Source organism: Achromobacter sp. Root83 (assembly GCF_001428845.1).
In the GTDB taxonomy this organism is placed as follows: domain Bacteria; phylum Pseudomonadota; class Gammaproteobacteria; order Burkholderiales; family Burkholderiaceae_B; genus Achromobacter.
In genome coordinates, this window is the sequence record NZ_LMIU01000001.1 from 544,152 (window position 1) to 562,040 (window position 17,889).

General features: G+C 67.5%; 15 protein-coding genes. 8 read left to right on the forward strand and 7 right to left on the reverse strand.

Annotated features, from left to right (window positions below):
• Positions 1-4: 4 nt before the first annotated feature.
• The 4 genes from ASE30_RS02475 to ASE30_RS02490 form a co-directional block, all read right to left on the reverse strand.
• A complete protein-coding gene (locus tag ASE30_RS02475) occupies positions 5-760 on the reverse strand; it encodes an SDR family oxidoreductase (protein WP_057282658.1) in 756 nt (251 codons plus the stop codon).
• Between the two features lie 42 nt (positions 761-802).
• Positions 803-1,907 (reverse strand): peptide chain release factor 2 gene (gene prfB, locus ASE30_RS02480; protein WP_156407514.1). Its coding sequence is split into 2 segments (ribosomal slippage): positions 803-1,825 and positions 1,827-1,907, totalling 1,104 coding nucleotides; the frame shifts between segments, so codons are not numbered across the junction.
• 102 nt (positions 1,908-2,009) lie between these two features.
• The gene (recJ, locus tag ASE30_RS02485) at positions 2,010-3,710 is read right to left on the reverse strand and encodes a single-stranded-DNA-specific exonuclease RecJ (protein ID WP_057282660.1); all 1,701 of its coding nucleotides are present in this window, start codon (positions 3,708-3,710) and stop codon (positions 2,010-2,012) included.
• Positions 3,692-4,633 carry a hypothetical protein gene (locus tag ASE30_RS02490; protein ID WP_057282661.1) on the reverse strand — a complete coding sequence of 314 codons (942 nt, stop codon included), beginning with the start codon at positions 4,631-4,633 and terminating at the stop codon, positions 3,692-3,694. The genes recJ and ASE30_RS02490 overlap by 19 nt, the downstream gene beginning before the upstream one ends.
• A gap of 178 nt (positions 4,634-4,811) precedes the next feature.
• Here ASE30_RS02490 and ASE30_RS02495 point away from each other — a divergent pair, with 178 nt between their 5' ends.
• Genes ASE30_RS02495 through ASE30_RS02505 form a run of 3 tightly spaced genes read left to right on the forward strand, consistent with a single transcriptional unit; the run spans position 4,812 to position 7,584 of the window.
• The gene (locus ASE30_RS02495) at positions 4,812-6,044 is read left to right on the forward strand and encodes a lipoprotein-releasing ABC transporter permease subunit (protein ID WP_235515186.1); all 1,233 of its coding nucleotides are present in this window, start codon (positions 4,812-4,814) and stop codon (positions 6,042-6,044) included.
• On the forward strand, positions 6,037-6,726 hold the full coding sequence (locus ASE30_RS02500; protein WP_057282663.1) for an ABC transporter ATP-binding protein: 690 nt from the start codon (positions 6,037-6,039) through the stop codon (positions 6,724-6,726). The genes ASE30_RS02495 and ASE30_RS02500 overlap by 8 nt, the downstream gene beginning before the upstream one ends.
• Positions 6,727-6,765: 39 nt before the next feature.
• Positions 6,766-7,584, forward strand: a complete 819-nt coding sequence (locus tag ASE30_RS02505; protein WP_057282664.1) for a TatD family hydrolase — start codon at positions 6,766-6,768, stop codon at positions 7,582-7,584.
• 35 nt (positions 7,585-7,619) lie between these two features.
• Here the strand turns inward: ASE30_RS02505 and ASE30_RS02510 are convergent, their stop codons facing one another.
• Together ASE30_RS02510 and ASE30_RS02515 are read right to left on the reverse strand one after the other, a co-directional pair.
• Entirely contained in the window at positions 7,620-9,002 is a 1,383-nt protein-coding gene (locus ASE30_RS02510; protein WP_057283235.1) for an ATP-binding protein, read from the reverse strand.
• Complete coding sequence (locus tag ASE30_RS02515; RefSeq protein ID WP_057282665.1) at positions 9,002-9,715, reverse strand: response regulator transcription factor; 714 nt, start codon at positions 9,713-9,715, stop codon at positions 9,002-9,004. Before ASE30_RS02515 ends, ASE30_RS02510 begins: the two co-directional genes overlap by 1 nt.
• A 212-nt stretch (positions 9,716-9,927) precedes the next feature.
• On the opposite strand from ASE30_RS02515, the gene ASE30_RS02520 reads away from it, so the two are divergent.
• The 5 genes from ASE30_RS02520 (at position 9,928) to ASE30_RS02540 (ending at position 15,693) form a co-directional block, all read left to right on the forward strand.
• The gene (locus ASE30_RS02520) at positions 9,928-11,949 is read left to right on the forward strand and encodes a ligand-gated channel protein (RefSeq protein WP_057282666.1); all 2,022 of its coding nucleotides are present in this window, start codon (positions 9,928-9,930) and stop codon (positions 11,947-11,949) included.
• A 38-nt stretch (positions 11,950-11,987) separates the two neighbouring features.
• The gene (locus ASE30_RS02525; RefSeq protein ID WP_082601421.1) at positions 11,988-12,938 is read left to right on the forward strand and encodes a siderophore ABC transporter substrate-binding protein; all 951 of its coding nucleotides are present in this window, start codon (positions 11,988-11,990) and stop codon (positions 12,936-12,938) included.
• Positions 12,939-13,020: 82 nt separating this feature from the next.
• Positions 13,021-13,962 carry an ABC transporter permease gene (locus ASE30_RS02530; RefSeq protein ID WP_057283237.1) on the forward strand — a complete coding sequence of 314 codons (942 nt, stop codon included), beginning with the start codon at positions 13,021-13,023 and terminating at the stop codon, positions 13,960-13,962.
• A 46-nt stretch (positions 13,963-14,008) separates the two neighbouring features.
• Entirely contained in the window at positions 14,009-14,938 is a 930-nt protein-coding gene (locus ASE30_RS02535) for an iron chelate uptake ABC transporter family permease subunit (protein ID WP_057283238.1), read from the forward strand.
• The gene (locus tag ASE30_RS02540) at positions 14,935-15,693 is read left to right on the forward strand and encodes an ABC transporter ATP-binding protein (protein WP_057282667.1); all 759 of its coding nucleotides are present in this window, start codon (positions 14,935-14,937) and stop codon (positions 15,691-15,693) included. The genes ASE30_RS02535 and ASE30_RS02540 overlap by 4 nt, the downstream gene beginning before the upstream one ends.
• Before the next feature lie 60 nt (positions 15,694-15,753).
• Here ASE30_RS02540 and ASE30_RS02545 read toward each other — a convergent pair whose 3' ends face one another.
• Entirely contained in the window at positions 15,754-17,871 is a 2,118-nt protein-coding gene (locus ASE30_RS02545) for a 5'-nucleotidase C-terminal domain-containing protein (RefSeq protein ID WP_057282668.1), read from the reverse strand.
• Between the last annotated feature and the right edge of the window lie 18 nt (positions 17,872-17,889).

Here is a 17,889-nt window from a genome sequence, read left to right on the forward strand (position 1 = left end):
GGGATCAGTCGTAATTGCGGATGTCGTCGATTTCGGTCGTGCCGAAATCTTCGCGATCCAGGTAGGCGAGGAGGCGGGAGGCTACGTGGGCGGGCGAGGTCAGCTTGCCGGTCGCGTGGAGGTCCTGGAACCTTGCCACCGCCGGGAAGCTTGCGGGGTCGCTGGCGCGCAGGGTGGCCTGCATGTCGGTGTCGACGATGCCGGGGGCCAGCGCGACGATGCGGACGCCGTCGGCGCCTTGCTCTGCTTTGACCACGCGCGCATGCATGTCGAGCGCGGCCTTGGTGGCGCAGTACACGCCCCAGCCGGCGGTCGGGTTGCGGCCCGCGCCGGAGGAGATGCTCAGCACGCGGCGGTCGGCCTGGAGGCCGGTCACGGCAGCCAGGAAGCGCGCCGTGAGCAGCATGACGGCGGTGATGTTCAGGTTGACGGCGGCGGTGATGGCCGCGCCGTCGGTGAGCGCGTCGGTGCGCGCCACGGGGTGCACCGTGCCCGCGTTGTTGATGAGCAGATAGCGCTTCGCGTCGCGCGGCAGCGCGGCGCAGATGCGTTCGGCGGTGGATTCGGCCGCTTGCACGTCCGAGAGGTCCACGGACAGCTGTTCCAGTTGCACGTCCTGCGAGCGCGCATAAGCGGCCAGCTCGGGGTCTTCGCGGCGCGCCAGCGTGATCAGGCGGGTGCCGGGTTTGGCCAGGCTGCGCGCCATGGCGGCGCCGATACCGCGTGAAGCGCCGGTAAGAATTGCGATGGTGTCAGACATTCGTGGACCTCTGGGTGAGGGTAGCGGGAAGAATCGCGGAACTTAGACGCCTTGCTTCAGGCTGGCCTGGATGAAGGGATCCAGATCGCCGTCCAGCACTTTCTGCGTGTTGGAGATTTCGACGTTCGTGCGCAGGTCCTTGATGCGGCTCTGGTCCAGCACGTAGGAACGGATCTGGTGGCCCCAGCCCACATCGGTCTTGGAGTCTTCCAGCTTCTGCTGTTCGGCCATGCGGTTGCGCATTTCCAGTTCGTAGAGCTTGGACTTCAGCATCTGCATGGCTTCGGCGCGGTTGCGGTGCTGCGAACGGTCGTTCTGGCACTGGACCACGATCCCGGTGGGGATGTGGGTCAGGCGCACGGCCGAGTCGGTCTTGTTGATGTGCTGGCCGCCCGCGCCCGAGGCGCGATAGGTGTCCACGCGCAGATCGGCGGGGTTCACATCGACTTCGAACGAGTCATCGACTTCCGGGTAGACGAAGACGCTGGCAAACGACGTGTGGCGTCCGCCGGAAGAATCGAAGGGGCTCTTGCGGACCAGGCGGTGCACGCCGGTTTCGGTGCGCAGGTAGCCGAAGGCGTATTCGCCTTCGATCTTGATCGTGGCCGACTTGATGCCCGCGACTTCGCCGTCGGATTCTTCAAGGATCTCGGCCTTGAAGCCCTTGCGTTCGGCGTACTTGAGGTACTGGCGCAGCAGCATCGAGGCCCAGTCCTGCGCTTCCGTGCCGCCCGCGCCGGCCTGGATGTCCAGGAAGCAGTTCAGGGGATCGGCCGGATTCGAGAACATGCGGCGGAATTCCAGGCTTTCGAGCTTTTCCTGGAAGGCGTCGGCGTCCTGCTCGATTGATTCGAGGGTGGCGTCGTCGTCGTCGGAGGCGGCCAGTTCGAAGAGTTCGTTCGAGTCGGCCAACCCGGAGCCCAGGAGCGTGAGGGTTTCCACCACGTCTTCCAGCGCTTTCTTTTCACGGCCCAGGTCCTGGGCGTGCTTGGGGTCGTTCCAGACGGCCGGGTCTTCGAGCTCGGCGTTTACAACGTGCAGGCGTTCAGCTTTGGCATCGTAGTCAAAGATACCTCCGTAGAGCCTGTTCGCGCTCCGCGTAATCGGCGAGGCGGGCTGCGAGCTGGTTCTGACGTTCGGCTTCCATGATGATCCTGTCCTGATGACTTTTGTGCGAAACCTGGCATTTTACCGTGGATGGGGCCGATGGGGGCGGGCGTGCCGGGACAGGCGCCCGCCGCGTCCCTTTTTATGCGGCGTGCTCGATGACCAGCTGCACCGACACCATGTCGTTCCAGACGTTCTGCTCCAGGCGGTAGGCGGCCTGGATGTGTTCCGGCAGGGACTGGTCGTGGCCGAACCAGATGGCGTCAAAGCGCTGGTGGCCGCGCTCCAGCGACAGCTTCAGGTGCTTTTCGCCGACCAGGCGCTGGTTGCGCACCACGAACTCGTCCAGGAACAGCGGCGCGGCAAAGCCCGCGCCCCAGACCTGCTGCTGCAGCATGCCGGCCACGTCGGCATTGGCGTAGCCGGTTTCCAGCGATCCATCGGTTTCGATGACGGGCTCGAAGCTGTCCCGCCCGGTCAGTTCGCGCACGGCCGCGTCGAAGGCGGGCGCGAAGGCGGGAAAGTCCGCCTTGCCCAGCGTCAGGCCGGCCGCCATGGCGTGGCCGCCGAATTTGCGGATCAGGTTGGGATGGCGCTTGGATACCAGGTCCAGCGCGTCGCGCAGATGCACGTCGGGGATCGAGCGGCCGGAACCGCGGATTTCGTCGTCGCCCGCGGGTGCGAAGGCCAGCGTTGGCCGCCAGAATTTTTCCTTCAGGCGCGAGGCCACCAGTCCCACGACGCCCTGGTGCCAGCCAGGATCGAATACGCAGACGGTGGCGCCCGCCGACGCGCTGGGTTCTTCCATCGCGGCCAACGCCTGTTCGCGCATCTCGGCTTCGATCGTGCGGCGTTCGCGGTTGATGTTGTCGAGCTCGCGGGCCATTTCCAGCGCCTGCGCTTCGTCGTCGGTGGTCAGGCAGGCGATGCCCAGGCTCATGTCGGCCAGCCGGCCGGCGGCGTTGATGCGCGGACCCAGGGCAAAGCCCAGGTCGAAGCCGTTGGCGCTGCGCGGCTCGCGGCCGGCGACGGCGAACAGCGCGCGCAGGCCCGGCTGCAGGCGGCCGCTGCGCATGCGCTGCAGGCCTTGCGTGACGAGCAGGCGGTTGTTGGCGTCCAGCTTGACCACGTCGGCCACCGTGCCCAGCGCGACCAGATCGGAGAGCGCGTCCAGGCGCGGCCCGCCATCGGCGGCGTAGACGCCGCGGCGGCGCAGCTCGGCGCGCAAGGCCAGCATCATGTAGAAGATGACGCCCACGCCGGCCAGGTTCTTGGACGGGAAGCCGCAGCCCGGCTGGTTGGGGTTCACGATGGCCAGGGCGTCCGGCAGGGTGTCGCCCGGCAGGTGGTGGTCGGTGATGACCACGCCGATGCCGGCCGCGTTGGCGGCGGCCACGCCGTCCACGCTGGCGATGCCGTTGTCTACCGTGATGATGATGTCGGGCTTGCCGGCGCGGTGCTGGCAAGCCAGGTCCACCACGGCGGGGGACAGGCCGTAGCCGGTCTCGAAACGGTTGGGGACCAGGAAGTCCACGTCCGCGCCCATGGCGGACAGGGCGCGCAATCCCACCGCGCACGCGGTGGCGCCGTCGCAGTCGTAGTCGGCCACGATCAACAGCTTCTTGCCGGCCTGGATGGCGTCGGCCAGAACGCCGGCGGCGTGCGCGGAATGCGTCAGGCCGGCGGGCGGCAGCAGCGACGGCCAGGCCAGCCTGGTCTGGTCGGGATGCGTGACGCCGCGGGCGGCCCACAGGCGCGCCAGCAGGGGATGGACGCCCGAGGCTTCCAGGGCGTGGCAGGCGGCCAGATCGGCCGGACGGATCGTTAAGCGGGGTGAGACCACCAGGCGCTCCAGTTTTTCTTGGGGGCGGGCAGCAAGGCTAGCAGGCCCCCGCGCGGTTTCAGGGTAAGGGCGGCCTTGCGGTCGTCGCCCAGCAGCAGCAGGTCCACGGGCGTGGCGGGCAGCCCTTTGGCGCCGGCCAGCGGGCGCAGGTGGCGCGCGTCGAGTTCGGCCAGGGCATCCAGCCATGCCGCCCAGTCGCCGGCCCGCTGTGGGGCGTCCAGCGTGGTCAGCACTTGCGCGGGGGCCGCCGACGCCGCCGTCCAGGGCGTGCCCCCGCCATACAGCCAGAGGGCGTTGACCGGGGGCGCGCCGCGGGCCGCGCGGGCGTCATTGACGGGGTGTTCGTGCCACGCCATCTGTATTTCATTGAGCAGCCGCCGCCACGGGCGCATCGCGGCGTCCTGGCGCCACCATTCGTTCAGGCGCTGCCCCGCCACGGCCATCGGGCTGGCGGTCTGGGGACGCAGGCCTTCCGGCAGGCGCAGGCGCCAGCGTTCGGGCGACAGGGCCTGGACCGCGAAGCCGGTGTCCTCGAACAGAGGACGCGCCGTATCCAGCAGGGCGGCCGTTTCCTCCGCGCGCAGATCCATGATGCCGGGGTCCAGCAGGGTGGCCTGATCCGTGCCCAGCGCCAGATGGACCAGGTCGGCCAGCCAGATGGCCGCGCCGTCGTCCTGGCCGCCGGCCAGCAGCGGGCCCAGGCCCGCGCCTTGCAGGAGGCCCGGTTCTGGCGTGTAACCCGCGCGGTCGAGCTGCCAGGATTCGAAGGCCGTGCAGCCCTGCGCGCGCAGGTCGAAGGGTTCGGGCCTGGCCGGGGCAGCCTGCAGCCAGCCGTGCAGCGTGGGCGCGCGTTCCGGCAGCAGTTTGGCCAGTTCGGCGGCAACGGGGAGGGCGGGCAGGGCGCCCGGAATGACGATCAGCATGGCCGCGATTGTAGTCCGCGCGGGCCAGGGGAACTAAGCGGCGCCGGCGGCTGCCATAGCTTGTCACGCCTGGTCGTGGACCCGCACATCCGCGGGGCGATCCAAAGGCGGTTAATGCAATAATGCGCTCGTGCTGAAAATACCCTACGAACTCTGGATAGGCGCCCGCTATGCCGGGTTGGCCCGAATCCGCCAGCGACGCGGGCGCCGCGATCGCTTCATCTCCTTCATCGCCGCCAGTTCCATGGCCGGGATCGCGCTGGGCGTCGCCGCCCTGATCGTGGTGCTGTCCGTGATGAACGGGTTCCAGAAGGAAGTCCGCGACCGCATGCTGTCGGTGCTGCCGCACATCGAACTCTACATTCCCGGCGCCTCGCCCGAACGGGTGCTTGAACAGTGGCAGCAGTTCGCCACCGCGGCCGAACAGAGTCCCGAAGTCAAGGCCGGCGCGCCGTTCGTGGCGGCCCAGGGCATGCTGGTGCGCGGACAGGCCCTGCGCGGCGTCCAGGTGCGCGGCATTGACCCCGCCACCGAGGGCAACGTGTCCGACCTGCCCCGGCAGATGGTGTCGGGCAAGCTGACCGATCTGAAGCCGGGCGGCTTTGGCGTGGTGCTGGGCAACGAGCTGGCCGACGGCATGGGCGTCAAGCCGGGCGACACGCTGCTGATGATGGCGCCGCAGGGCTCCATCAGCCCGGCGGGCTTCGCGCCGCGCATGCGCCAGTTCACCGTCGTGGGCGTGTTTTCTTCCGGCCACTATGAATACGATTCGTCGCTTGCCTTCGTCGACAACGAAGACGCCGCCCGGGTGTTCCGCGAAAGCGGCACCGCCGGCGTGCGCTTGCGGATCGCCGACATGCAGAAGGCTCCCGAAGTGGCGGCCGAGCTTCGGAACGTCCTGCCGCCCTATGTGATGGCCAGCGACTGGTCGCGCAACAACCGCACCTGGTTCGCGGCGGTGCAGACCGAAAAGCGCATGATGTTCCTGATCCTGGCCCTGATCGTGGCTGTGGCGGCGTTCAACCTGCTGTCGTCCCTGGTCATGGCCGTGAAGGACAAGCAATCTGATATCGCCATCCTGCGCACGCTGGGCGCGGGGCCTGGCGAAGTGGCGCGCATCTTCCTGGTGCAGGGCGCGCTGATCGGCGTGATCGGCACCTTGCTGGGCGTGGCCGGCGGCATCGCCATCGCCTACAACGTCGATGTGATCGTGCCCTTCATCGAGCGCCTGCTGGGCGTGCACTTCCTGCCGCGCGAGATCTATTTCATCAGCGCGCTGCCGTCCGATCCCCAGATCGGCGACATCGTCACGATCGGCGTGACGTCGCTGGTGCTTTCGCTGCTGGCGACCTTGTATCCGAGCTGGCGCGCATCGCGCCTGCAACCCGCACAGGTGCTGCGCCATGACTGATTCCCTGACGCCAGCGCTGCAGGCCGACAACATCGTCAAGGTCTACGACGAAGGCCCCGCCCGCATCGAGGTCCTGAGCAACGTCACCCTGTCGGTGGCGCGCGGCGAGATGGTCGCCATCGTGGGCGCCTCGGGCTCCGGCAAAAGCACCTTGCTGCATATCCTGGGCTTGCTGGACATGCCGTCCAGCGGGTCCGTGTCCGTCGATGGGCAATTGGCCGTCGGTTTGTCGGAAGCGAAGAAAAGCGCGGTGCGCAACCGCAGCCTGGGCTTTGTGTACCAGTTCCACCACCTGCTGGCGGAGTTTTCGGCGCTGGACAACGTGGCCATGCCGCTGATCGTGCGCCGCGAGAACCGCGACATGGCACGCCAGGCCGCGCACGAGGTGCTGGGCCTGGTGGGGCTAACCGCCCGGGAAGGCCACTTCCCCGGACAGTTGTCGGGCGGCGAACGCCAGCGGGTGGCGCTGGCGCGCGCGCTGGTGACCCGGCCGGTGTGCGTGCTGGCGGACGAGCCCACGGGCAACCTGGATCGGCACACGGCGCACAATATGTTCGAACTGCTGACGCGGGTGAACCAGGAGTCGGGCACGGCGTTCGCCATCGTGACGCACGACCCGGAGCTGGCCGCCCGCGCGGACCGCCAGTTGCTGATGGAAAACGGCCGCCTGGTTTCGGGTTAGACGGAGCGGGCGGATAATCCAGCCTAGGAGACCACGCCCATGCTCATCGACACCCATTGCCATCTGGACGCCGCCGAGTTCGACGCCGACCGTGAACAGGTAGCCGACCAGGCCTGCGAGGCCGGCGTTCAGGCCATCGTGATCCCCGCGGTCGAGCGCGCCAACTTCCCGGTGGTGCGCGACCTGGCCGCCCAGGTCGCCGGAGGTGCCTACGCGCTGGGTATCCATCCCCTGTTCGTGCAGCGCGCGGCCGATTCCGATCTGGACGCGCTGCGCGACGCCATCAGGCAAGCGCTGGGAGACCCCCGCTTTGTCGCCATTGGCGAGATCGGCCTGGATTTCTTCGTGCCCGAGATCGCCTCGGGCGAACCGCGCGAGCGCCAGGAACGTTTCTATGCCGCCCAGTTGGCGATGGCGGCGGAGTTCCGGCTGCCGGTGCTGCTGCACGTGCGCAAGTCCCAGGACATCCTCTTGAAGCATCTGCGCCGGCACGACCGCATCGGAGGCATCGCGCATGCGTTCAACGGCAGCGCCCAGCAGGCGCAAGCGTTCATCGATCATGGCTTCGCGCTGGGCATGGGAGGCGCCATGACCTACGAGCGCGCGCTGCAGATTCGCCGGCATGCGGTGGATGTGGGGCTTGAGCACCTGGTGCTGGAAACCGACGCGCCCGACATCCCCCCCGCCTGGCTGCATCCGCCCGAGCGGCGCAACCGCCCGGGCGAGCTGGTCCGTATTGCCCAGGTGCTGGCGGAGCTGCGCGGGATCACGCCAGCGCAGGTGGCCCATGCCACCACGGCCAACGCCATGCGCGTCCTGCCGCGCCTGCCGGCGGCCATACTGGCGGATGCCGACTGACCAGCCCGGCAATCGCCTTTCAGGGCTTCTGAAGATCAGGCGCGCAAGCGCGGCAGATCCATGCGCACGCTCAGACCATGCGGTGATACGTTGCGCGCCGAGATGACCCCTTTGTGGGCGGCCACCGCGGCCTGCGCGATGGACAGGCCCAGGCCGGCCCCGCTGCCCGGAGACGAGGCGGCGCGGTAGAAGGGTTCGAACAGGGAGGCCAGGTCTTGCGTGGCCACGCCCGGCCCGCGATCCTCGATCTCCAGGCTCGCCTCGTTGGCGTCGACCAGCAACCGCACGCGGATCATGCTGTGCGGCGGGGCGAAGCGCAGGGCGTTGCGCAGCACGTTTTCGATGGCGCTGGCCAGGCTGCAGCGGTCGCCGAGTATCGGCACCGGCGGCGGCGCATCCCACGCGATGCGCAGGTGACGGCCTTCTGCTTCGTAGCGGGCATCTTCCACCACGCCCGCCACGACTTCCGACAGATCCAGCGTTTCGGTGGGCGCGGGCAGCGCGCCCACGCGGGCCAGCCGCAGCGTGTTGCCCACCAGGGAATCCAGGCGCTCGCATTCGCGTTCGATACGGTCCAGCTGCAGGTCGCGCCGTTCGTCGTTGCGCCGCGCCAGCTCCGAGGCCAGCCGCAAGCGCGCCAGGGGGGACCGCAGTTCGTGCGCGATGTTGTGCAGAAGCTGTTCCCGCGTGTCGACCAGCGCCTTCAGGCGGACCGCCATCGCGTCGAAGTCGCGCGCCAGCAGGCCGAGTTCATCCTTGCGCTTTGCGAGCTTGGGCGGCGTGTGGGTGTCTAGGCGTCCGGCCGCAAGCGCATGGGTAGTGTGGCGCAGCTGCGCCAGCGGCGCCGTGATGTGGCGCGTCAGGGCCCAGCAGAAGGGCGCGGTCACCGCCAGCGCGAACAGCAGCAGCGCCAGCGCCACCGGCGATAGCGCCAGCACTTCCCAGCGCGAAGCGTCGAATGGCAGGAACAGCATCAGCAGTTCCGAGCCGTCCGGCAGGGTCAGCAATTGAGGCTCCCACCAGGACACGCGCTCGCCCGTCGGATCGGCGGGCGGGTAGTCCGCGCGCGGGGACCGGTCGGGCGCCGCGCGGTAGGCGATCAGCCAGTCATGCATGCGGGTGGGCAGGCGCCGGCCCAGGATATCCGCGTCCTGGCTGTCCATGATGTAGATCTTCAGGGCCGAGTAGCGCTTGTCCATGGCCCAGACCCAGCGCTCGAGTCCTTCCTTGCCGTACGTGTGGGCGATCTGGGCGGCGTCGCGCGTCAGATTGCCGGGGTTCAGGCCGTCCAGCGAATTGAAGCGGTACCAGGCGACCGCGGCGGTCAGCATCATGCCGCACACCAGGATCACGGCCATCGCGCCCCAGAAGGTCAGGAAGGCGCGCCCGAACAAGGAACGGGCGGGGTGCCAGGCCATCATGCGGCGCCCGCCAGCACATAGCCCAGGCCGCGCAGGTTGCGGATGGACAAGGTGTCGGCGCTGGTGTCCAGGCGCAGCTTCTTGCGCAGGCTGCTGATGTGGGTGTCGATGCTGCGGTCGTAGCGGTCGGGCGTGCGCCCCAGCGCGTACAGGCCGATCTGGTCGCGGGCGATCACCTGGCCCGGCGCGCGCATGAGGATCTCCAGGATGCGCTGTTCGGCGCCGGTCAGCGCGACCTCGTCGGCGCCCAGGCGCGCGCGCCCGGTGGCCGGATCCAGCGATAGCGCGCCCAGGCTCAGGCAGGGCCGGGGGGTGTCGGGCGTTTCCACGAAGCGGCGCATGACCGCGGTGATGCGGGCCTTGAGTTCGCGCGGGCTGAAAGGCTTGGCCAGGTAGTCGTCGGCGCCGAACTCCAAACCCAGCACGCGGTCCGTCTCGCCGCCGTGCGCGGTGAACATGATGACCGGCCGACGCGAGCGTTGCCGGTAATGCTTGAGCAGGTCGAGTCCGTTGCCGTCGGGCAGCATCAGATCCAGCAGCACCAGCTCGAAGTCGTCCTGCGACAGCAGGGCCTGCCCCTGAGCGCCGGTGTGCGCGAGCGTGAGCTGGCAATGATTGGGTTCGAGGTATTCGCGCAGCATCTCGGCCAGTTCGACGTCGTCGTCGATCAGCAAAATGCGGTGCGCCACCGTTGAGTAAGTGAAAGGCATGCGTCGTCAGCGTCCTGCATCCGGCAGTTTGGCCGAAGGCCGCGCGCCGAAGTGTCAAGAAATGCAAAGAAGATAAAAGATGCGGAAAGCGTGTTGCCGGCTCCCGCCAGGTCCAATTCTAATATGAGAATGGTTTTCATTCATAAGACAGAGACAGACACGACGCCGCACGCGGGGTGTGGCGCGGGCCTGAGACGGGAGAAATCGGAATCATGAGCAGGAAACAACTGGCCGCCGGCCGGCGCGTCGTGGCGTCACGCACGCAGTTGGCCGCGGCCCTGTGCGCCGCGGGTTTCGGCATGGGGCCCGCGGCCCTTTGGGCGCAGGGCGCGAACACCGCCACGACCATGGACACCGTGGTGGTCACGGCCAGCGGCTTTGAGCAGCGCATCCAGGATGCGCCCGCCTCGATCAGCGTCATCACCCGCGAGGACCTGGACAAGAAGTTCTACCGCGACCTGAACGACGCGCTGGTGGAAGTGCCCGGCGTCATCGTCACCGGCGGCGGCGACCGCCAGGACATCAGCCTGCGCGGCATGGGGCCGAAGTACACCTTGATTCTGATCGACGGCAAGCGCCAGAGCTCCCGCGAGACGCGCACCAACTCGGATTCCACGGGCGTGGAGGGCGGCTGGACGCCGCCGCTGTCCGCCATCGAGCGCATCGAAGTGGTGCGTGGCCCCATGTCTTCGCTGTACGGCTCAGACGCCATGGGCGGGGTGATCAACATCATCACGCGCAAGGTGCCGTCCGAGTGGCACGGCGAGATCCGCATGGATACGACGATCCAGGAGAGCAGCAAGTCGGGCGATATCTACCAGGGCAACTTCTACCTTGCCGGCCCGATCAAGAACGATCTGCTCGGCCTGCAGATCTACGGCCAGGCTACGCAGCGCGACGAAGACGACATCTATGACGGATTCCGCAAGCGCAACGCGGAGTCCGTGACCGCCAAGCTGGCGCTGACGCCCAACCGCGATCACGACATCGTGCTGGAAGCAACCGCGATGCGCCAGAAGTTCCAGGAAACGCTGGGCAAGACCGTCCAGCCGCTGGCGCCGGGCGAAGCATGCGCGCGCACGGGCTGCCCGGCGTCGTCGGAAACCGACTACCGCAGCAGCAAGTGGGCGCTGTCCCACACCGGGCGCTGGGGCTGGGGCGTGTCGGACAGCTATGTGCAAGAGGAAGAGTTCGACAACCGCTCGCGCCAGATGAAGATCAAGAACCTGGACCTGCAGACCTCGTGGTCCTTGCCGCTGGGTTCGCACATGCTGACGCTGGGCGGCAGCTATCTCAGCCAGCGCCTGAACGACCAGACCGGCAACCAACTGGCCGGCGGCCCGAACAAGGTCGAACGCTATCAATGGGCCCTGTTTGCCGAAGACGAATGGCGCCTCACCGAGAGCTTCGCCGTCACCACCGGCCTGCGCATGGACGAAGACGAGAACTTCGGCTCGCATTTCAGCCCGCGCCTGTATGGCGTGTGGCACATGGCCGAGCGCTGGACGCTGAAGGGCGGCGTATCCACGGGCTTTCGCGCGCCCGATCTGCGGCAGACGGTGGCTGGCTGGGGCCAGACCAGCCGCGGCGGCAATATGTACGGCAATCCGGACCTGACGCCTGAAAAATCGGTGACCCAGGAAATCGGCCTGCTGTACGACGACGGCGAGGGCATGAACGCGGGCGTGACGCTCTTCAACAACGACTTCAAGGACAAGATCACCCGCGTGGCGTGCCCGCTGTCCCAGTGCACGGACGGCCCGAACCAGTTCGGTTCGAACCCGACCACGTACATGAACGTCGACAAGGCGGTGTCGCGCGGGGTCGAAGCCAGCCTGAAGCTGCCGCTGGCCAGCGACTGGTCCATGACCAGCAGCTACACGTACACCAAGTCGGAACAGAAGTCGGGGCAGTACAAGGGCGAACCGCTGAACCAACTGCCCAAGCACCTGTTCACCACCACCGTGAACTGGCAGCCGTCGGATGCGCTGCAGGCCTGGGCCCGTGTGAATTTCCGCGGCCGCGAAAGCCAGCCCATCACCGGTCCGTCGTCGGGAGACCTGGTGGCCCCGTCCTACACCTTTGTGGACCTGGGCGGATCGTACGCCGTGAACAAGACCGTTTCGGTCTATGCCGGCATCTACAACCTGTTCGACAAGCAGGTCGCCTACGAAGACTTCGGCTATGTCGAGGACGGTCGCCGGTACTGGCTGGGCGTGGGCGTGAAGTTCTGAGATCGACGGGCGCGCCGCGCCCACACTGGAGAGTTTGCATGAAGTATGGAATACAGGCGGGCCAAGCCCGCCGCTGGGCGGCCCGGGCCGGCGCGGCTCTGGTTCTGGGCGCCGCGGCCACCGTCTGCGCTGCGCAGACCACCGTGCCGGTCAAGCACGCGCGCGGCGAAACCGCCGTGCCGGCCAATCCGTCCAAGACGATCGTGCTGGACCTGGCCGTGCTGGACACCCTGCATGCGCTGGGCGTGGACCCGGCGGGCGTGCCGAGCGCCGCCAAGCTGCCCCCGCAGCTGGCCCAGTACGCGGACAAGCGCTACCTGAAGGCGGGCACGATGTTCGAGCCCAATTACGAGGTCATCCATGCGGCCGCGCCGCAGCTCATCTTCGTGGCTGGCCGCTCCGCGCCCAAGTACGACGAACTGGCCAAGCTGGCGCCGACGGTCGACCTGACGGTCGATGCCAAGGACCTGGTCGGCAGCGTGAAGCGCAACACCGAAACGCTGGCCGCCATCTACGGCAAAGAGGCGCAGGCCAAGGAAAAGCTGGCTGCGCTGGACGCGTCCATCTCGTCCCTGAAGGCCCGGGCCGCCAGCTCGGGTACCGCGCTGATCGTGCTGACCACCGGCGGCAAGATGAGCGCTTACGGCCCCGGCTCGCGCTTCGGCGTGATCCATGATGCTTTCGGCGTCAAGCCTGCCGCCGCTGGCCTGAACGTGTCGAATCACGGACAGGCGATTTCGTTCGAGTTCATCGCCCAGACCGATCCGGACTGGCTGTTCGTGATCGACCGCGACGCCGCCATCGGCCGCGAAGGCGTGTCGGCCCAGCGCATGCTGGACAATGATCTGGTGCGCCCGACCAAGGCGTGGAAGAACCAGCGCGTGGTGTATCTGAACGGGTTCAACTGGTATCTGCTGGGCAGCGCGGGCCTGACGGCGATGCAGCAGAACGTGGACCAGATCGCCGCGGCGCTGGCGCAAGGAAAGTAAGCGGCATGCGGGATGCGTGGATGGGCCGCCGGTGAACTGGCGGCGCGCGTTGAGCGGCTGGGGCGGCCTGGCCGCCGTGCTGATGCTGTTGCTGCTGCTGTGCGCGGCCAGCATCAGCCTGGGCGCGGGCCGGATGTCCTGGGCGGCGCTCTGGAGCGGGGGCGAGGAAGCCGAACGCGCCTGGCGCTTCCTGATGGTCAGCCGCGTTCCGCGGACCCTGGCGCTGCTGCTGGCGGGCATGGCGCTGGCGGTGGCCGGCCTGATCATGCAGATGCTGGTGCGCAACCGCTATGTGGAACCCACGACGGCGGGCACCGTGGAATCGGCCACGCTGGGCATCCTGGCCGTCACGCTGCTGGCGCCCGACACGCCGGTGATCGGCAAGATGCTGACGGCCACGGGCTTCGCGCTGGCCGGCACCTTGCTGTTCCTGGCGCTGCTGCGCCGGGTGCCGCTGCGCACGCCCTTCATCGTGCCGCTGATCGGGCTGATCCTGGGCGGCGTGATCCATGCGGTGACGACCTTCATCGCGTACCGCTTCGATCTGCTGCAGTCGCTGCACGCCTGGACCACCGGCGACTTTTCCGGCGTGCTGCGCGGCCGCTATGAACTGCTGTGGATCGGCTTCGGCCTGGCCTGCGCGGCGTATGCCGCCGCCGACCGCTACACCGTGGCCGGCATGGGCCGCGAGTTCGCGTCGAACCTTGGACTGAACCATGCGCGGCTGACGCTGGTGGGCCTGCTGATCGTGTCGGCCATCTCGGCCGTGGTCGTCGTGACTGCGGGCGGCATTCCCTTCCTGGGCCTGATCGTGCCCAACGCCGTCAGCCTGGTGCTGGGCGACAACATGCGCCGGGCCATCCCATGGGTGGCCGCGCTGGGCGGGGTGTTCGTGCTGGCCTGCGACATCATCGGCCGGCTGGTCATCCACCCCTACGAGATTCCCATCGGGACCGTCGTGGGCGTGCTGGGCAGCATCCTGTTCCTGTGGCTGCTGCGCACGCGGAGGAACCGCCTTGGCTGAGTTCCTGCCTTCCGTGTCCGTTGCGCGCTCGCCGCAGGCGTGGCGCCTGGCAGTGCTGGCGGCCGTCGCGCTGGCCTGCGTGGCCGCCTTCATGACGCTGGGCGCGAATGGCCAGTGGTCCTTCGTGATCCCGTTTCGCGGCGGCAAGCTCGCGGCCATGCTGCTGGTGGCCTATGCCGTGGCGGTGTCGTCGGTGCTGTTCCAGACCATTACGCACAACCGTATCCTGACGCCCGCGATCATGGGCTTCGATGCTCTGTACCTGCTGATCCAGGCCGTGGTGGTGTTCGGCTTCGGGCAGGCGGCGGCCAGCGCCAGCCATCCGGTCGCGGCGTTCCTGCTGGAGGTCTGCGCCATGACGGCGTTCGCCTGCCTGCTGTTCCGATGGCTGTTTTCCGATGCCGTGCGCAGCCTGCACCTGATGATGCTGGTGGGCATCATCTTCGGCCTGCTGTTCCGCAGCCTGTCCAGCTTCGTGGTGCGGCTGATCGACCCGAACGAATTTTTGGTGCTGCAGGACCGCATGTTCGCCAGCTTCAATTCGGTGCGCGTGGAACTGCTGCCGATTGCGGCGGCGGCCGTGTGCGGCGCGTCCCTGCTGATCTGGCGCATGCGCCGCCGTTACGACGTGCTGGCGCTGGGGCGGGAGATCTCCGTGAACCTGGGCGTGGACTACCGCCGCACCCTGATGGTGACCTTGGCGGCGATTGCCGTGCTGGTGTCGGTGTCCACGGCGCTGGTCGGGCCCGTGACCTTCTTCGGCCTGCTGGTCAGCAACCTGGCCTATCACGCCATGGGTTCCGACAGGCACAGGCACACGGTGCCGGCTGCGGCCCTGTTGAGCGTGATCTTCCTGGTGGGCGGGCAGACGCTGCTGGAGCGCGTGCTGGGCCTGAACACCACGGTCAGCGTGGTGATTGAATTCGTGGGCGGCGTAATGTTCCTCGTCCTGATCCTGCGCAAGGGGCGCCGATGATAGAAATCCAGAACGTCAGCAAGCAATACGGCGATGCCGTGGTGATCGACGACGTCAGCCTGCATCTGCCGGCGGGCGGAGTCACAGCCATCATCGGACCGAACGGGGCGGGCAAGTCCACCTTGCTGTCCATGGTGAGCCGGTTGCTGCCCATGAGCGCGGGGCGCGTGCTGGTGGAAGGCCTGGACGTGACGCGCGCCGACAGCCGCGAACTGGCGCGCCGCCTGTCGATCCTGCGGCAGGACAACCACCTGCCGCTGCGGCTGACGGTGAAGGACCTGGTGGCCTTTGGCCGCTATCCGCACACGGGCGGCCGCCTGACATTGGACGACAAGGGCCATATCGACCAGGCCATCGCGTATCTGAACCTGGAGCCGCTGGCCGGCCGCTATCTGGACGAGATGTCCGGCGGACAGCGCCAGCGCGCGTTCGTGGCGATGGTGCTGTGCCAGGACACGCGCTACGTGCTGCTGGACGAGCCGCTGAACAGCCTGGACATGAAGCATGCCGTCGCCATGATGGGCACCTTGCGCCGGGCGGCGGACGAACTGGGGAAGACGGTTGTGCTGGTGCTGCACGACATCAATTTTGCCTCCAGCTACGCGGACCGCATCGTGGCGATGCGGCAAGGGCGCATCGCCCGCCACGGCACGCCGGCCGAATTGATCCGGCCGGACGTGCTGAGCGAACTCTACGAACTGCCGATCGACGTGCACGAGATCGGCGGCAAGCGCATTTGCGTGTATTACCGCTAGGCGCGGAACCCCAAGGCAGAGCGCCCCATTGCAGGGCGCCCGCCTGCCCAGCCTGCCGCGCTACAGGCTGAGATCGATCGCGTAGCGCGACAACTGCGTGACCGGGTCCGGCGTGGCGTCGTACACCGAGACATTGGTCACGCCATGCGCCGTGGCCATCGCCAGGGTGCCCGGCACCGACGAGAACACCACCGGCCCCGCCAGGACGCCCAGTTGCTTGAAGCGCCAGCTTCGGTCCAGGCCGTAGGTCGACAGGTCCAGCGTCGGGTTCTTCTTGATGTAGCTGATCAGCACGTCGCGGCTGGCATCAGGGGCCTGCAACACGATGTCGCCCTTGCCGCCCGCCAGGCCGGGGAAGTCGCCGCCGCCGCTGGCGCGATAGTTGTTGGTCACGACCAGGAACTCCGCGGCCAGATCCAGCGGCGCGCCCTGATACATCAATCCCGTGATCCGCGAGCCCTTGGGCTGGGTCACGTCGATCTCGTACTGCAAGGTGTTGCCGGCGGCGTAAAGCACGTCGAAGTTGAACGTCGGAAAGCTCGTGTCGATCAGGTCCTGCGGCGCGACCTGAGCCGGGTCGATCTGCTTGAACTGTTCAGCGGTCTTCTCCAGCCATTGGCGCACGATGTCGCCGCTGACCCGCACCACCTGCAGCGTGTTGGGATACAGGTAGAGATCCGCGGCGTTGTTGATGGCGATGTTGCCTTGCTGCACATAGGTGAAGTCGCCCGGGCCATTGCGGCCGCCCTTGAACGGCGCGGCGGCCGACAGGATGGGCAGGCCTGCGTATGACGGATTGTTCTTCGCGATGTAATCGGTCAGATAGTCGATCTGCGCCATGTTCACGACCTGCAGCGCGGAGACGTCGCCCGTCAGCGCGTAGTACGTGGCCATGTCGAACTGGCTCTCCCCGATCGGCGTCTTGACGTAGTCGATGGTTGCCGCGTGCTCGGCCTGCACGAGCTGCTGCACGGCGGCGTCCGGCTCCACGTAGGTGGCGGGCGTGGCGCCGCTCTGCGCGGTCAGGCGCGTGGAGATGCGCTGCACCTGGGTCGCGTCCTTGCGCACCTGCCAACCCTGGTCGTACGTTAGCGTCAGCGTGATCTGGCCCAGATTGTTGCCCCACTGGCCCGCCTGCACCGTCGGCACGCCATTGATCAGGCCCTTCTCCAGTTCGACGCCCGGCTGTCCGGCGAACGGCGATTTGGCGTTCGTGTCGGGAAACAGCAGATGCTGGTGGCCCGTGATCAGCGCGTCGATGCCGGGCACCTGGCTCAGGTAGCCCGCGCCGTTCTCCATGCCCGGGCTATAGGCGGTCGTCAGGTCGATCCCGCCGTGCGCCAGCGCCACGATCAGGTCCGCACCCGCCGCCTTCATTTCCGGCACGTAGCGCGCCGCCGTCTCCTTCCAGCCCGTGACCTCCACGTGGCCTTCCAGGTTGGCCTTGTCCCATTGCATGATGGGCGGAGGCGCAAAGCCGATCACGCCGACCTTGAGCGGCACATCGATGCGCTTGCCGCTCGCGTCCGTGGCCTGGAACGTCTTGTTCAACAGCACCCAGGGCTTGAAGATGGGCTGCTTGGAAGCCGCGGACACCACGTTGGCCGACACGAACGGGAATTCCGGCGCCGCGCAGTCCTTCGCGCCGGCCGGATTGGTCAGCGCCGTGCCCTTGCCGATGCCGGCCAGCCCGAAGTCCACATTGGTGATCTGCGACAGGAAGGGCAGGCCATAGTTGAATTCGTGGTTGCCCATGGTGGCCGCGTCATAGGACAGCAGCTTCATCTGCTTGTAGACGGCGATCATGCCCGAGCATTGCACCGGCGACACCAGCGCCTGGTAGTCCGACAGCGCGGTGCCCTGGATCGTGTCGCCATTGTCCAACAGCAGCGTGTTCGGGTGCTGCTTGCGCGCGTTCGCGATCAGCGTGGCGGTGCGGTCCACGCCATAGCTCTTGTCTTCGGCAAGTTTGTAATAGTCATAGCCCAGCACATTGGCGTGCAGGTCGGTCGTGCCCAGAATGGCGACATCCAACGTCGCTCCCTGGGGCACGCTGGCTTGAGGCGGCGTGCCGGGCGCGGCGTTGTCGTCATCGTCATCGCCGCCGCAGGCGGACAGGCTGGCTATCAGCGCAAAGCTGGCGGATACCGCGAAGATCTTGCGTACGTGTGGCTGCACCGTCTTTCCTCCGTGTTG

Excerpts from the sequence above, each read along its gene's own strand:
- ASE30_RS02475 (WP_057282658.1), bottom strand. The coding sequence starts at position 760 with ATGTCTGACACCATCGCAATTCTTACCGGCGCTTCACGCGGTATCGGC.
- ASE30_RS02490 (WP_057282661.1), bottom strand. The coding sequence starts at position 4,633 with ATGCTGATCGTCATTCCGGGCGCCCTGCCCGCCCTCCCCGTTGCCGCC.
- ASE30_RS02500 (WP_057282663.1), top strand. The coding sequence starts at position 6,037 with ATGACTGATTCCCTGACGCCAGCGCTGCAGGCCGACAACATCGTCAAG.
- ASE30_RS02505 (WP_057282664.1), top strand. The coding sequence starts at position 6,766 with ATGCTCATCGACACCCATTGCCATCTGGACGCCGCCGAGTTCGACGCC.
- ASE30_RS02510 (WP_057283235.1), bottom strand. The coding sequence starts at position 9,002 with ATGGCCTGGCACCCCGCCCGTTCCTTGTTCGGGCGCGCCTTCCTGACC.
- ASE30_RS02515 (WP_057282665.1), bottom strand. The coding sequence starts at position 9,715 with ATGCCTTTCACTTACTCAACGGTGGCGCACCGCATTTTGCTGATCGAC.
- ASE30_RS02520 (WP_057282666.1), top strand. The coding sequence starts at position 9,928 with ATGAGCAGGAAACAACTGGCCGCCGGCCGGCGCGTCGTGGCGTCACGC.
- ASE30_RS02525 (WP_082601421.1), top strand. The coding sequence starts at position 11,988 with ATGAAGTATGGAATACAGGCGGGCCAAGCCCGCCGCTGGGCGGCCCGG.
- ASE30_RS02530 (WP_057283237.1), top strand. The coding sequence starts at position 13,021 with ATGCTGTTGCTGCTGCTGTGCGCGGCCAGCATCAGCCTGGGCGCGGGC.
- ASE30_RS02540 (WP_057282667.1), top strand. The coding sequence starts at position 14,935 with ATGATAGAAATCCAGAACGTCAGCAAGCAATACGGCGATGCCGTGGTG.